General features: G+C 74.6%; 1 protein-coding gene. It reads left to right on the forward strand.

From position 1 onward, the window contains the following. The first annotated feature begins 206 nt into the window (after positions 1 to 206). Positions 207 to 16,862 carry a type I polyketide synthase gene (locus tag KBX34_RS33980; RefSeq protein WP_210924089.1) on the forward strand — a complete coding sequence of 5,552 codons (16,656 nt, stop codon included), beginning with the start codon at positions 207 to 209 and terminating at the stop codon, positions 16,860 to 16,862. The last annotated feature ends 15 nt before the right edge of the window (positions 16,863 to 16,877 follow it).

The following is a 16,877-nucleotide window of genomic DNA, read 5'->3' on the forward strand; positions in this document are numbered from 1 at the left end:
TCTCCACGTTAGGTTGAACGTGCCGTCAGGAAATGCGCCCCGATCCGGATCGGGGGTCGATCCAGGGGAGTAGGGGTCCCGCCCGAATGGCCTTCCCCCGGGGTGCACTCGATCGCTTAGGGGTGTCCGGCCTCCTCTGACGCTCATTACCGTCCGAACCGAACGCGCCATCGGGTCGTGTGGACGAGTGGGGGCCGCGGATCGTCATGAAGAGCGAATCAGCATTCACCGATGGAAATGCGGAATTTGACGGCGTCGCCATTGTGGGTGTCGCGTGCCGACTGCCCGGCGCGGACGATCCGGGCGCTTTCTGGCGCCTGCTGGCGGACGGCCGCGACGCGGTCACCGAAGCACCGGCGCACCGCTGGGGGAGCGCGGGAGATCGCCCACGCGGCGGCTTCCTGGACCGCGTCGACGGCTTCGACCCGGGCTTCTTCGGAATCGCCCCGCGCGAGGCGGCCACCATGGACCCCCAGCAGCGCCTCATGCTGGAGCTCGGCTGGGAGGCCCTGGAGGACGCGGGCATCGTCCCGGACGCCCTCTCCGGCACGCGGGCCGGTGTCTTCGTCGGCGCGATCGGGGACGACTACGCCACCCTGTTGCGCGGCCTCGGCACCGACGGCATCACCCCGTGGACCCTGACCGGCACCAACCGGGGCATCATCGCCAACCGACTGTCCTACGTGCTCGGGCTGCGCGGCCCCAGCCTCACCGTGGACGCGGCCCAGGCCTCCTCGCTGGTCGCCGTCCACCTGGCCGCGGAGAGCCTGCGCGACGGCCGTTGCAAGGTCGCCCTGGCCGGCGGCGTCAGCCTCAACCTGGTCCCGGAGAGCACCCTCACCGCCGCCGCGTTCGGTGGCCTGTCGCCCGACGGGCACTGCTACACCTTCGACGCCCGGGCCAACGGTTACGTCCGCGGCGAGGGCGGTGTGGTGCTCACCCTCAAGCTGCTCACCGACGCGCTCACCGACGGCGACCAGATCTATGGCGTGGTACGCGGCAGCGCGGTCAACAACGACGGTGGCGGCGACAGCCTCACCACGCCCACCAGCGACGGCCAGACCGACGTGCTGCGCGAGGCGTACCGGCAGGCCGGGGTGGACCCGTCCGTGGTCCAGTACGTGGAGCTGCACGGCACCGGCACCCGGGTCGGTGACCCGGTGGAGGCCGACGCGCTCGGTGCGGTCCTCGGAGTGGCGTCCGGCCGGCGGCAGCCGTTGCTGGTCGGGTCGGCGAAGACGAACGTCGGGCACCTGGAGGGTGCGGCGGGTGTGGTCGGGCTGCTCAAGACCGTCCTGGCGCTGCATCACCGGGAGCTGCCACCGAGCCTGAACTTCGCCACGCCGAACCCGCAGATCCCGTTCGACGAGCTGCGGTTGCGGGTGCGTACGACCCACGGGGCGTGGCCGGAGACGGACCGTCCCCTGGTCGCCGGGGTGAGTTCGTTCGGCATGGGCGGCACGAACTGTCATGTCGTGCTGTCCTCGGCGCCGGCCTGGCCGTCCGTGGCCGGACCGGTGGCCGGCCCCGCGTCCGGTGGGCCGGTGGCGTGGCTGCTGTCGGGGCGTACCCCGGCCGCCGTGCGGGCGCAGGCCGCTCAGTTGCGTGACACGCTCGCGCAGGACGCGCGGCCGGTGGACGTGGCGTACTCGCTGGCCCGGCACCGGAGCGACTTCGACCACCGGGCGGCCGTGGTCGGCGCGGACCTGGCCACCCTGAAGGAGCGACTGACCGCACTGGCCGACGGTGAGTCGCCGGTGCAGCGGGTCGGCGATGGCCCGGTGGCGTTCCTGTTCGCCGGTCAGGGCTCACAGCGGGCCGGGATGGGCCTCGATCTCGCGGACACCTACCCGGTGTTCGCAGACGCCCTCGACGACACCTGCGCCGCACTCGACGTGCACCTGGACCGCCCGCTGCGCGAGATCATCGCGGAGGGGACGGAGCTGGACCGGACCGTCTACACCCAGGCCGCCCTGTTCGCCTTCGAGGTGGCGTTGTTCCGGCTGGTCGAGTCGTTCGGGGTCACCCCGGACTACCTGGTCGGGCACTCGATCGGGGAGATCGCCGCCGCGCATGTCGCCGGGGTGCTGTCCCTGCCGGACGCGGCGAAGCTGGTCACCGCCCGCGGCCGGCTGATGCAGGAGCTGCCGGCCGGCGGCCTGATGGTCGCGGTGCAGGCGTCCGAGGCCGACGTGGTGCCACACCTCACCGAGGGCGTCGACATCGCGGCGGTCAACGGCCCCCGGTCCGTCGTGCTGTCCGGTGCTGCGGACCCGGTCGCTGCTGTCGCGGCGGAGTTCGAGAAGACCAAGCAGTTGCGGGTCAGTCACGCGTTCCACTCGGCGCTGATGGAGCCGATGCTGGCGGAATTCGCCGCGGTTGCGGAGACGCTGACCTATTCGTCACCGAACATTCCCGTCATCTCCAACGTGACGGGGCGGATCGCCGAGACGCAGGACGCGGCCTACTGGGTGCGGCACGTCCGGGAGGCGGTCCGGTTCGCCGACGGCCTCGCGACCCTGGAAGGCGAAGGCGTCACCACGTTCGTCGAGATCGGCCCGGACGGTGTGCTCAGCGCGATGGGCGCCCACTGCGCTCCGGCCGGTGCGTTCGTCCCGGCCCAGCGCCCGGACCGCCCGCAGGCGGAGACCTTCGTCGCCGCCCTGGCCCAGCTGCACGGCCGCGGCGTCCCCGTCGACTGGACGCCGTCGCTGACTGGCGGGATCCGCGTCCCGCTGCCCACGTACGCCTTTCAGCGGGAGTCCTACTGGCTGTCCGCCGACGCCGCCGTGGCACCGGCCGCGCCCAGCGCCGCGCGCACCGAGGACGAGCTCCTCGATCTGGTACGGACGCACGCCGCCGCCGTCCTCGGCCACCCGGACCCGTTCACCCTCGACCCCACCCACTCCTTCAAGCAACTCGGGTTCGACTCGCTGACCGCCGTCGAACTGCGCGACCGGCTCGGTGCCGCCCTCGACCTGGCGCTGCCGGCCACGCTGCTCTATGACAGCCCCGACCCGGTGGCGCTCGCCCGGTGGCTGCACACCGCGTCGGACGGTCCCCGACCCTCGGCCGTCGAGCAGCCCGGGCAGCCGGTGCGGGCCGGCGCCGACGAGCCGATCGCGGTCGTCGCCATGGCCTGCCGTTACCCCGGTGGCATCACCGAACCGGACGAGCTCTGGCACCTGGTGTCCGGCGGCGGTGACGCCATCACCGGCTTCCCCACCGACCGGGGCTGGGACCTGACCGCCCTCTACCACCCGAACCCCGGCCACCCGGGCACCAGCTACACCCGCTCCGGCGGATTCCTGCACGACGCCGCCGAGTTCGACCCGGGCTTCTTCGGCATCTCGCCGCGCGAGGCGCTGGCCATGGACCCGCAGCAGCGACTGCTGTTGCAGGCCTCCTGGGAGGCGGTGGAGCGGGCCGGCATCGTGCCGGGCGCGCTGCGCGGCAGCCGCACCGGCGTCTTCGTGGGCGCCACCTCCCACGAGTACGGGGCACGCCTCGCCGAACCCGCCGACGGTCTCGACGGCTACGTGCTGACCGGCAGCACGATGAGTGTCGCCTCCGGCCGCATCTCGTACGTGCTCGGCCTCGAAGGGCCGGCGCTGACCGTCGACACCGCCTGCTCGTCGTCGCTGGTCGCCCTGCACCTGGCCGCCCAGTCGCTGCGCCGGGGTGAGTGCGAACTGGCCCTGGCCGGCGGTGCCACGGTGATGGCGGGCCCCGGTATGTTCGTCGAGTTCAGCCGCCAGCGGGGTCTCGCCGGCGACGGCCGGTGCAAGGCCTTCGGCGCGGGCGCCGACGGCACCGGCTGGGGCGAGGGCGTCGGGGTGCTGGTCCTGGAACGGCTCAGCGACGCGCAGGCGAACGGCCACCAGGTCCTCGCCGTGATCCGCGGCAGCGCGATCAACCAGGATGGCGCGTCCAACGGCCTCTCCGCCCCGAGCGGCCCCGCCCAGCAGCGGGTCATCCGGGCCGCCCTCGCCGACGCCGGGCTCACCGCCGCCGACGTCGACGTGGTCGAGGCCCACGGCACCGGCACCACCCTGGGCGACCCGATCGAGGCGCAGGCGCTGATCGCGACCTACGGCGCCGACCGGCACGGGGACGCCCCGCTGTGGCTGGGCTCGCTCAAGTCCAACATCGGCCACACCCAGGCAGCCGCCGGTGTCGGTGGCGTGATCAAGATGATCCTCGCGCTGCGGGCCGAGGTGCTGCCCCGCACCCTGCACGCCGACGAGCCGTCACCGCACGTCGACTGGTCCGCCGGCACCGTCCAACTGCTCACCGAGCCCCAGGACTGGCGGCGCTCCGAACAGCCCCGCCGGGCCGGCGTCTCCTCCTTCGGCATCAGCGGCACGAATGCCCACCTGGTGCTCGAAGAGGCACCGGTCGCCACCCTGGTGCTCGAAGAGGCACCCCAAGCTGACGCCCCGGCCCGCCCCGACGTGCGGCGAACCGTGCCGGTGCTGATGTCCGCGCGCACCCCGCAGGCCCTGCGACGGCAGGCCGCCCGGCTGCGCGACCGGATCGGGGAGAACGACACCCACCTCGCCGACATCGCGTACACCCTGAACGTCACCCGGACCCGGTTCGCGCACCGCGCGGTCGTCCTCGCCGAGGGCCCGGACGACCTGCGCGACGGTCTGGCTGCACTGGCCGACGACCGGTCGGCGGGGAACGTCGTCACCGCACACCCGGCCGAGCCGGGCCGGATCGCGTTCGTGTTTCCGGGACAGGGTTCCCAGTGGCTGGGCATGGCGGTCGAACTGGCCGAGGCCGAGCCGGTGTTCCGTGACCACCTGACGGCCTGCGGGGAGGCGCTGCTCCCGTACACCGGTTGGGATCTGCTCGCCGCGCTGCGCGGCGGCGACGACGCGCCGTCGCTGGACCGGGTCGACGTGGTCCAGCCCGCGCTGTGGGCGGTGATGGTCTCCCTGGCCCGGCTCTGGCAGGCCGCGGGCGTCCGACCGGCCGCGGTGATCGGGCACAGCCAGGGCGAGGTCGCGGCCGCGCACATCGCCGGCGCCCTCACCCTGGACGACGCCGCCCGGATCGCGGCCCGCCGCAGCCAGGCCATCGTCGCGCTGGCCGGGCGGGGCGGAATGGTCGCGGTGCAGGCGTCCGCCGCCACAGTGGAGCCGATCCTGGCCCGCTGGGGTGGCCGGATCAGCATGGCCGCCGTCAACGGACCGACCGCCGTGGTGGTCGCCGGGGAGCCCGCAGACCTGGACGACCTCGAACCGGCGCTGGCCGCCGCCGGCATCGAGGCGAAGCGCATCAAGGTCGACTACGCCTCGCACTCCGCCCACGTCGAGGTGATCCGTGAGGACCTGCTGGACGCGCTCGCCGGGGTCGAACCGCGCGTCGCCGAGATCCCGTTCTACTCCACTGTCTACGGCTCCCGGGTGGACACCACCGAGCTGGGCGCCGACTACTGGTACACCAACCTGCGCCGCCCCGTCCGCTTCGCCGAGACGGTCGACGTGCTGCTGTCCGACGGGTACCGGGCCTTCGTCGAGACCAGCCCGCACCCGGTGCTCGTCGCCGCCGTGCAGGACTCGGCCGAGCAGGCCGGAGTGGACGCCGCAGTGCTGCGGACGTTGCGACGCCACGACGGCGGTCCGGCCCGCTTCCGGGTCGCGCTGGCCGAGGCGTACGCGCGGGGGCTCGCTGTCGACTGGACGGACCTGACCCCGGACGGTTCGCTGGTGGCCCTGCCCACCTACTCCTTCGAGCGGGAGCACTTCTGGCATCACCCGGCCGTGCCGGGCAGCGCCGACGACCCGGCCAACGACCCCTTCTGGGCGACTGTGGAGCGCGGGGACGCCGCCGCGCTCGCCGCCGATCTGGCCCTGGCGCCGGGCACCCTGGACGAGATCGTGCCGGTGCTGGCCGCCTGGCGTCGCGAGCAGCGAATCCGCGCAGGTGCCGCCGGTTGGCGCTACGTCGTCGAGTGGAAGCCGCAGCCGGACTCCCCGGTGGCTGCCGGCGGGCACTGGATCGTCGCCGTCGCCGGCTACGACCCCACCACCACTGTCGTCCTGCACGCCCTCGGCGACGCCGGGCTCGCCCTCGACGTGGTCGTCGTGGCGGCCGACGCCGACCGGGCCACCCTCGCCGAGCGGCTCGCGGCACATGCCGACGGTGTCCTCTCCCTGCTCGCCTTCGCGGAAGGACCCCTCGGCGAGGGCCTTCGCCGCACCCTGACCCTCACCCAGGCGCTCGGTGACGCCGGCGCCGACGCCCCCCTCTGGTTGGTCACCCGAGGTGGGGTCGACACCGGGCCCGCGGACCGGGTCGATGACCCCGAGCAGGCCCTGATCTGGGGTCTCGGCCGGATCGTCGCCCTGGAACACGCCGACCGCTGGGGCGGCCTGGTCGACCTGCCCACCGATGTCGACGAGCGGGCCGCCGAGCGGTTGCTCGCCGCGGTCACCGGGGAGGACGACGAGGACCAGGTGGCCATCCGGGTCGACGGCCGCTACCTGCGCCGGCTCGGCCATGCGCCCCGCCCGACCCGGGTGGCCGGCGGCCTGCGCCCGGACGGGCCGGTGCTCATCACCGGCGGCACGGGTGCCCTCGGCGCCACTGTCGCCCGCTGGCTCGCCGAACGCGGCGCGCCGCACCTGATCCTGCTCAGCCGCCGCGGCCCGGACGCCCCCGGCGCCGCCGACCTGGTCACCGAACTGGCCGAACTCGGCGCCACCGCCTCGGTGGTGGCCTGCGACGCCGGCGACCGCGACGCCCTCGCGGCAGTGCTCGCCGAGCACCCGGTGCGCGCTGTCGTACACGCCGCCGGGCTGCTCGACGACGGCACCGTCGACACCCTCACCACCGACCAGGTCGACCGGGTGCTGGCCGCGAAGGTCGCCGCCGCCCGTCACCTCGACGAGCTCACCCGGGACCGGGACCTCAGCGCGTTCGTCCTGTTCTCGTCGATCGCGGCGAGCATCGGCATCCCGGGGCAGGGCAACTACGCGCCGGGCAACGCGTACCTCGACGCCCTGGCGGAGCAGCGCCGCGCCGACGGCCTGGCCGCCACCTCGATCGCCTGGGGCCCGTGGGCCGGCGGCGGCATGGCCGCCGACGCCGCGGTCGGCGACCTCATGCAGCGCCACGGCATCACCCCGATGGACCCGCAGATCGCGCTCGCCGCCCTGCAACAGGCCCTGGACGACGACGCCACCACCCTCACCGTCGCCGACCTCGACTGGGACCGGCTCGCCCTCGCGCTCACCGCCGGGCGTCGCCGCCCGCTGATCGAGGACCTGCCGGAGGTGCAGCGCGCCATCGGTGCCGGCGCGGTCGCCGCATCCGGCCCCCTCGCCGCCGGCGGTCCCGCCGAGAGCCTGGCCACCGCGCTCGCCGCGCTGCCCGAGGCGGCCCGCGAGCGGGCCCTGATCGGCCTGGTGCGCGAGCAGGCGGCGCTCGTGCTCGGCCACGCCGGCCCGGACGCGGTCGACCCGAACCGCCCGTTCCGCGAGCTGGGGTTCGACTCGCTCGCCGGTGTCGAGCTGCGCAACCGGCTTCGCACCGTCACGGGCCTGCGCCTGTCGACCACCCTGGTCTTCGACCACCCCACCCCGGCCGTGCTCGCAGCGCACCTGCACGACGAGCTGACCGGCACGCTGCCGGCCCGGCCCACCGACGACCCCGCCACCGTACGAGGACCCGACGAGCCCATCGCGATCGTGGCGATGGCGTGCCGCTACCCCGGGAACGTCAACTCGCCCGCCGACCTGTGGCGACTGCTGGACGACGGCGGTGACGCGATCGGCGGCTTCCCCGTGGACCGTGGGTGGGACCTGACCCACCTCTACCACCCGGACCCGGACCACCCGGGCACCTCGACCACCCGGCACGGCGGGTTCCTCTACGACGTCGCCGACTTCGACCCGACCCCGTTCGGCATCTCGCCACGGGAGGCACTGGCTATGGACCCGCAGCAGCGGCTCCTGCTGGAGACCTCGTGGGAGGCGTTCGAACGGGCCGGCATCGACCCCGCGACGCTGCGCGGCCGGCACGCCGGGGTCTACGTCGGCCTCACCTACCAGGACTACGCGTCGCGGGTCCGGCAGGCGCCCGCCGACCTGGAGGGCTACCTGCTCACCGGCAGCACCGCGAGCGTCGCCTCCGGCCGGATCGCGTACGCCTTCGGCCTCGACGGACCGGCCGTCACCGTGGACACCGCCTGCTCGTCGTCGCTGGTCGCGCTGCACCTGGCCGTGCGGGCCCTGCGGGCCGGCGAGTGCGACCTGGCCCTGGCCGGTGGCGTCGCCATCATGTCCACCCCGCACATGTTCGTGGAGTTCAGCCGCCAGCGTGGTCTCGCCCCGGACGGCCGCTGCAAGCCCTTCTCCGCCGACGCCGACGGCTTCGGCTCCGCCGAGGGCGTCGGCATGCTGCTGGTCGAACGTCTCTCCGACGCGCAACGGCACGGCCACCCGGTCCTCGCCGTGGTCCGTGGCACCGCGGTCAACTCCGACGGCGCGTCGAACGGTCTCACCGCACCGAACGGCCCCGCCCAGCAGCGGGTGATCCGGGCCGCGCTCGCCGACGCGGCCCTGGCGCCCGCCGACATCGACGTGGTGGAGGCGCACGGCACCGGCACCCCGCTGGGCGACCCGATCGAGGCGCAGGCGTTGGGAGCGACCTACGGCCCGGACCGCCCGTCGCAGCGGCCGTTGTGGCTCGGCTCGGTCAAGTCGAACCTGGGGCACACCCAGGCCGCCGCCGGTGTCGCCGGGATCATCAAGATGGTCGAGGCCATGCGGCACGAGGTGCTGCCCCGCACCCTGCACGCCGGGACCCCGAGCCCGCACGTCGACTGGGCGGACAGCCCACTGCAACTGCTCGACGTGCCCCAACCGTGGCCGGCGGATCTGCCGCGCCGGGCCGCCGTGTCGTCGTTCGGCATCAGCGGCACGAACGCCCACGTGATCCTGGAGGCGCCGGCCGCGGCCGCAGCGCCACCCGACGCCTCTCCGACCGCCGACGGTGAGCCGCGCGGGGTGGTGCCGCTGGTGCTCAGCGGGCAGTCGGCCGAGGCGCTGCGCGCGCAGGCGGGCCGCCTCGCGGACCGGCTGACCGAGCCGGGCGCACCCTCGCTGCGCGACACCGGCTGGACCCTGGCCACCGCCCGGGCCGCGTTCGCGCACCGCGCGGTGCTGCTCACCAGCGAGAGCGACGCGGTGGGTGCGCTGCGCGAGCTGGCGGCGGGCCGGGACCACACGAGCATCCACACCGATGGCGTACGAGCGGGAGGTCTGGCCTTCGTCTTCTCCGGCCAGGGATCGCAGCGACCCGGTATGGGCCTGGAGTTGGCGGCGTCGTTCCCGGTGTTCGCCGAGGCGTTCGACGCGGCCTGCGCGGAGCTGGACCTGCACCTGGACCGCCCGTTGCGCGAGGTGATCGCCGAGGGCGACGACCTGGACCAGACGCTCTACACGCAGACCGCCCTGTTCGCCGTCGAGGTGGCGATGTTCCGCCTCGTCGAGTCGTTCGGCGTGACGCCGGACTACCTGGTCGGCCATTCGATCGGGGAGATCGCCGCCGCTCATGTGGCCGGGGTGTTGTCCCTGTCGGATGCGGCGAAGCTGGTCGCGGCCCGAGGCCGCCTGATGCAGGCCCTGCCCGCCGGTGGCGCCATGGTGGCGGTTCGCGCCACCGAGGCCGACGTGCTGCCGCTGCTGACCGACGGCGTGTCCATCGCCGCGATCAACGGCCCTCACTCGGTGGTGCTGTCCGGTGCCGCCGACGAGGTGACCGCCGTCGCCGCCCAGTTCGAAAAGTCCAAGCGGCTGCGGGTCAGTCACGCGTTCCACTCGGTGCTGATGGAGCCCATGCTGGCCGAGTTCGCACAGGTCGCCGAGACGTTGATCTACTCGTCGCCGCGGATCCCGGTGGTGTCGAACGTGACCGGGCAGGTCGCGGAGACGCAGGACGCCGGCTACTGGGTGCGGCACGTGCGGGAGGCGGTCCGGTTCGCCGACGGCATCGCCACCCTGGAGGGTCTGGGTGTCAGCACGTTCGTCGAGATCGGCCCCGACGGGGTCCTCTCGGGAATGGGCGCCGAGTGCGTAACCGACGCGGTGTTCGTACCCGTGCAACGCGCCGACCGGGACCAGACCGCCGCCCTCCAGACGGCCCTCGCCCGCGTGTTCGTGCGCGGCGTCGCCGTCGACTGGACGCCGTGCCTGACCGGTGGTCGCGTCGTCGACCTGCCCACCTACGCCTTCCAGCGGCAGCGCTACTGGTTCGAGGACGACAGCGCCGGCGACACCCCCGACACCCCGTTCTGGCGGGCCGTCGACAGTGGAAACCTGGCGGACCTGCTCGGCGTGGCCGCCGACCGGCCCCTCGACGAGATCCTGCCCGCGCTGCGCGCCTGGCGTCGGCAGGGCACCGACCTTGGCCTGCGTTACCGCCTCGACTGGCCGGTCCGCGACGTTCCGGCCACCGCCGCCCGCCCGGGCCGCTGGCTGGTCGTCGTCCCCAGCCTCGACCTGCCGGTGGCCGCGAACATCCTGACTGCGGGCGGTCCCGACGTGGTCGCGGTGCCGGCCGGCGACCTGCCCGCCATCGACCCGGACGAGGTCGCCGGGGTGCTGTCCCTGCTCGCCCTGGACGAGCGCCCCGACCCGGACCACCCGCACCTGTCCCGAGGGCTGACCGGCACGGCGGCGCTGCTCCGCGACCTCCCGCCGGGCACGCCGCTCTGGGCCGTGACCAGCGGCGCCGTGCGGGTCGGCGACGAAGCTCGGATCAGCCCGCACCAGGCCACCGTGTGGGGGTACGGCCGGGTCGCCGCCCTCGAACTCCCCGGCACCTGGGCCGGCCTCGCCGACCTGCCCGAGAACCCCGGCGCCGAGGCACTCGCCCAACTCTGGGCGGTCGTGCGCGGCACCGGCACCGAGGACCAGGTCGCGATCCGGCACACCGGTGTGCACGTCCGCCGCGTCGTACCGGCCGCCCCGCCCGCGACGCCACGGCCCTGGTCACCGCGCGGCAGCATCCTGATCACCGGCGGCACCGGCGCGCTCGGCGCGCACGTGGCCCGCTGGCTCGCCGGCGCCGGTGCCCCGCACCTGGTGCTGACCAGCCGGGCCGGCGCGGACGCACCGGGCGCCGACCGACTCCACGCCGAACTGACCGCGCTCGGCGCCCGGGTCACCATCGCCGCCTGCGACGTGGCCGACGCCGACACCCTCGCCGACCTGCTCGCCACCGTCGGGGACCTGAGCGCCGTCTTCCACACCGCCGGCGCCCTGCGGTTCGCCGGGGTGCTCGACGACGACCCGGCCGGGCTCGCCTCGGTCGCGGCGGCCAAGGTGGCCGGCGCCGCCAACCTGGACCGGCTGCTCGGCGACACCCCGCTCGACGCGTTCGTGCTGTTCAGCTCGATCGCCGCGCTCTGGGGCAGCGGCGAGCAGAGCGGCTACGCCGCCGCCAACGCCTACCTGGACGCCCTCGCCGACGACCGGCGGTCCCGTGGTCTGACCGCCACCTCGATCGCGTGGGGTCCGTGGGGCGACGGTGGCATGGTCGACGCCGGCACCGAAACGCTGCTGTTCCGCCGTGGCCTGCCGGTTCTCGATCCGGAAACCGCTGTCGCCGCGCTGCGGCAGGCCCTGGACGCTGACGAGACCTACGTGGCGGTCGCCGACGTCGACTGGTCCCGTTTCGCACCCATCTTCTGCGCCGCCCGGCCCCGGCCGCTGATCGCCGACCTGCCGCAGGTGCGGGCGCTGACCGCCCAGACCGTGGAGGACACCGCCACGCCGCTGGCCGACACGCTGGCCGCGCTGGCGCCGGCCGAACAGGAACATCACCTGCTCACCCTGGTCCGGGTTGTCACCGCCGCCGTGCTCGGCCACGACGGGCCGGACGCGGTCGGCCCCGAACAGGCGTTCCGGGAGATGGGCGTCGACTCGCTCACCGGCGTGGACCTGCGCGACCGGCTGCGACGCGAGGTCGGCTTCGCACCGCCCGCCACCCTCGTCTTCGACCACCCCAATCCGCTCGCGGTGGCCCGCTACCTGCGCGACCGGCTGCTCGACCAGCCCGCCGCCGCACCGGCGCCGGTCCCGGCGCTGGCTGTGGCACCCGACGACGACCCGATCGTCGTGGTCGGCATGTCCTGCCGGTTCCCCGGCGGGGTGCAGGGGCCCGACGACCTGTGGCGACTGGTCGCCGACGAGGCCGACGTCGTCTCCGGCTTCCCCGCCGACCGTGGCTGGGCCCTGGACGCGCTCTACCACCCGGACCCCGACCACCAGGGCACCGCGTACACCCGCTCCGGCGGCTTCCTGCACGACGCGGCCGACTTCGACGCCGACCTGTTCGGGGTGAACGGCCGCGAGGCCCTGGCCATGGACCCGCAACAGCGGCTCCTGCTGGAGACCGCCTGGCAGGCGCTGGAGAACGCCGGCCTGCCACCACGCGGCCAGCGCGGACGCCGGACCGGCGTCTTCGTCGGCGGCGCCCACCTCGGGTACGGGGAGGGCGCGGAACCACCACCCGGAGTCGAGGGCTACCGCCTCACCGGCAACGCCACCAGCGTGATGTCCGGCCGCGTCGCCTACACGTTCGGCTTCGAGGGACCGGCCGTCACCATCGACTCGGCGTGCTCGTCGTCGCTGGTCGCCCTGCACTGGGCGGCCCGCGCGCTGCGGCAGGGGGAGTGCACGCTCGCCCTGGCCGGCGGGGTCGCGGTCATGTCGAGCCCGGCGGTCTTCGTCGAGTTCAGCCGGCAGGGCGGGCTCGCCCCGGACGGCCGGTGCAAGGCGTTCGCCGCCGGGGCCGACGGCACCGGCTGGGCCGAGGGCGCCGGCTTCGTGGTCCTGGAGCGGATGTCGGACGCGCTGGCCAACGGGCACCACGTACTCGCGGTGCTGCGCGGCAGCGCCGTCAACCAGGACGGTGCCTCCAACGGCCTGACCGCCCCGAACGGTCCCGCGCAGCAGCGGGTGATCGCCGAGGCGCTGGCCGACGCCGGTCTGTCCACAGCAGACGTCGACGTGGTCGAGGCGCACGGCACCGGCACCACGCTCGGCGACCCGATCGAGGCGCAGGCGCTGCTGGCCACGTACGGGCAGGGTCGGGCGGCCGACCAACCGCTGCTGCTGGGCTCGCTCAAGTCGAACATCGGGCACGCCCAGGCGGCCGCCGGCATCGGCGGGATCATCAAGATGATCCAGGCGATGCGGTACGGCCTCGCGCCGCGGACCCTGCACGTGGACGAGCCGACCCCCCACGTGGACTGGTCGGCCGGCGCGGTGCGGCTGCTGACCTCGGCGCAGCCGTGGCCGGAGACCGGACGGGCCCGTCGTGCCGCCGTCTCGGCGTTCGGGGTCAGCGGCACCAACGCCCACGTCATCCTCGAACAGCCGGAACCCGCCGCGCAGCCGGTGACCGCGCCGGACGCGGACGCACCGCCGAAGCACCTGCCCTACATCCTGTCCGGACGGTCGGACCGGGCGCTGCGGGAGCAGGCGGAGCGGCTCCTCGCGGCCGGCGTGGACCGGCACGTCGGGGCCGGCGCCGGCGTGGCCCTCGCCCGTTCCCTGGCCACCACCCGCTCCGCCCTCGACCACCGGGCGGTCGTCCTGGCCACCGACGCCGCCACCCTGCGCGACGGCCTGCACGCCGTCGCGATCGGCGAACCCGACCCGTCGGTGATCGGTGGCACCGCCACCGCCACCGGCAAGCTCGCCTTCCTCTTCACCGGCCAGGGCAGCCAACGCGCGGGCGTGGGCCGGGACCTGTACGCCACCGAGCCCGTCTTCGCCGTCGCGCTCGACGAGATCCGGGCCGCCATCGACCCGCACCTCGACCGCCCACTGCTCGACGTCATGTTCGCCGACCCGGGCACCCCCGAAGCGGCACTGCTGGACCGGACCGAGTTCACCCAGCCGGTGCTCTTCGCCCTCGAAGTGGCCCTGTACCGCCTCCTCGAAGCACACGGAGTGACACCCGACTACCTGCTCGGCCACTCCATCGGTGAGCTCGCCGCCGCCCACGTCGCCGGCGTGCTGTCCCTGTCCGACGCCGCGCAGCTGGTCGCCGCGCGGGGCCGGTTGATGCAGGCGCTCCCGTCCGGCGGCGCGATGCTGGCCATGCAGGGCACCGAGGCGGAGATCCGGCCGCTGCTCACCGGCGACGTGTCGATCGCCGCGGTCAACGGACCCGACTCGGTGGTCGTCTCCGGTGACGCGGACACCATCGACCTGATCGCCGAGCGCTGGCGCGCCGACGGGCGACGGGCCAAGCGGCTCACCGTCAGCCACGCATTCCACTCCGCCCAGATGGACGCGATGCTCGACGAGTTCGGGCGGATCGCGGCCGGGCTCACGTACGCGCCGCCGAGCATCCCGCTGATCTCCGACCTGACCGGCGAGCCGATCGGCCAGCCGGACGCCGACTACTGGGTGCGGCACGTACGCGAGGCGGTGCGCTTCGCCGACGGAGTCACCGCCCTGGACGCCCGGGGTGTCACCGCGTACTGCGAGGTCGGCCCGGGTGGGGTGCTGACCGCGCTGGCCCGGGACTGCCTGCCCGCCGCGAAGCAGGTAGACGCCGTCCTGGTCGCCGCGCTGCGCGGCGATCGGAGTGAACCCACCGCCGTCGCCGAGGCGGTGGCCGGCCTGCACGTCGGCGGCGTGCCGATCGACTGGTCGACAGCGCTGCCCGGCACCGGGACCGTGCCGCTGCCGACCTACCCGTTCCAGCGCCGCCGGTTCTGGATCGCCCCGGCCCCGGTCGGCGGCACCGCCGCGGATCCGTCGGACGACCCGTTCTGGTCCGCAGTGGAGCACAACGACCTGGAGACGCTGGGCACGATGCTCGGCGACGCCCGGGTCGGCGAGGTGGCACCGGCGCTGCCGGTCCTGGCCGACTGGCACCGTGGCCGACTGGCCCGTGGCTCCGCCGACCGCAGGCGCTACCGGGCCCAGTGGGAACCGGTCGCCATGCACGGGACCGCCCGTCTGACCGGGACCTGGCTGGTCGCTCTTCCCGGCCCGGTCGACGCGTACGCCCGTACCGTCATCGAGGCCCTGACCGAGGCCGGTGCCCGCACCCGGCCGATGGTGCTGGACGGCCGCGACCGCGCGGCGATCGTCGCCGAACTGGCCACGGCCGACGAGGTCTCCGGCATCCTGTCGCTGCTCGCCCTGGACGACCGGGAGCTGCCCGGCCACCCCGGGGTGCCCAACGGGCTGGCCGCGACCCTGGCCCTGATCCAGGCGGCCGGCGACGCCCACCTCGACGCGCCGCTGTGGGCCGTCACCCGGGGTGCCGTCTCCGCCACCGCCGAGGTCACCCACCCCGCGCAGAACGCCGTGTGGGGTCTCGGCCGGGTCGCCGCCCTGGAACACGCCGCCCGCTGGGGTGGTCTGATCGACCTGCCGGAACGCGTCGACGGCCCCGCGCTCTGCCGGGTGCTCGCCGACGGCGGCGAGGACCAGGTGGCCCTGCGCGACGCCGGCACGTTCGTCCGCCGCCTGGTCCGCGCACCACTGCCGACCACCACAGCCACCCCGTGGACACCGCGCGACACCGTCCTGATCACCGGCGGCACCGGCGCGCTCGCCGGGCACGTGGCCCGCCGGCTCGCCCAGGACGGCGCCGGTCACCTGGTCCTGGCCAGCCGCCGAGGTGGCGACGCCCCCGGCGCGGACGACCTGACCGCAGCGCTGACTGCGCTCGGCGCCCGGGTCACAGTGGTGGCCTGCGACCTGACCGACACCGACGACGTCGCCGAGCTGCTCCGCCGGGCCGACGCCGACGCGTTGCCGCTGCGCGCCGTGGTGCACACCGCCGGCATCGGCGACTCGGCCCCGCTCGCCGAGACCACCCCGGAGCTGCTCGCCGGCATCGTGGCGGCGAAGATCGGCGGCGCCCGGCACCTGGAGGACCTCCTCGGTGACCGTGACCTGGACGCGTTCGTCTGCTTCTCCTCCATCTCGGGGGTCTGGGGCAGTGGCGGGCAGGCCGCCTACGCCGCGGGCAACGCCTTCCTCGACGCGTTCGCCGAACGACGCCGCGCGAGAGGCCTGGCCGGCAGCGCGATCGCCTGGGGACCGTGGGGTGAGGGCGGCATGGTCGCCGACACCGGCACCGAGGAGCACCTGCGGCGCCACGGGCTCACCCCGCTGGTGCCGTCGGCAGCTGTCGACGCCTTCGCCCGCAGCCTCGACCACGGCGACATCACCGTCGCGGTCGCCGACGTGGACTGGGCCCGCTTCGCCCCCGCCTTCACCGCCGCCCGTCCCAGCCCACTGCTCGACGGAGTCCCGGAGGTCCGCGCGGCGGTCGCCGAACCGGTCGCGCAGGTCCAGGCCGCCGGGCCGATCGACGGGCTCACCGACCTGCCCGAGGCCGAACGCGGGCACCTGCTGCTCGACCTGGTCCGGACCGAGACGGCCGCGGTCCTCGGCCCGGGCGGCGGCTTCGAGGCGAACCGCGCCTTCCGCGAACTCGGCTTCGACTCCCTGACCGCTGTCGAGATGCGCAACCGGCTCACCACTGTCACCGGGCTCAGCCTCCCGGCCACCCTGGTGTTCGACCACCCGACCCCGGCGGTGCTCGCCGCGCACCTGGACACGCTTCTGATGCGCGAGCACCGTCCGACCGCGCCGACAGTGGTGGGCCGGCTCGACGACCTTGAGGCGGCCCTCGCCGCCACGCCGGTCGACGACGCCGACCGGCCGGCCCTGGTGGCCCGCCTACAGGCGCTCGCACACCGCTGGGCCACCGCCGAGGAACCGGCGGAGGCGGGCGGCGACGAAATTGGCGACGCGACCGCCGACGAACTGCTCCAGATCATCCAGAACGAATTCGGCAGATCTTGATCCGCGCAGCGGGAA

The sequence above is a fragment of the Micromonospora sp. M61 genome, from assembly GCF_018070245.1.
GTDB lineage: Bacteria > Actinomycetota > Actinomycetes > Mycobacteriales > Micromonosporaceae > Micromonospora > Micromonospora zamorensis.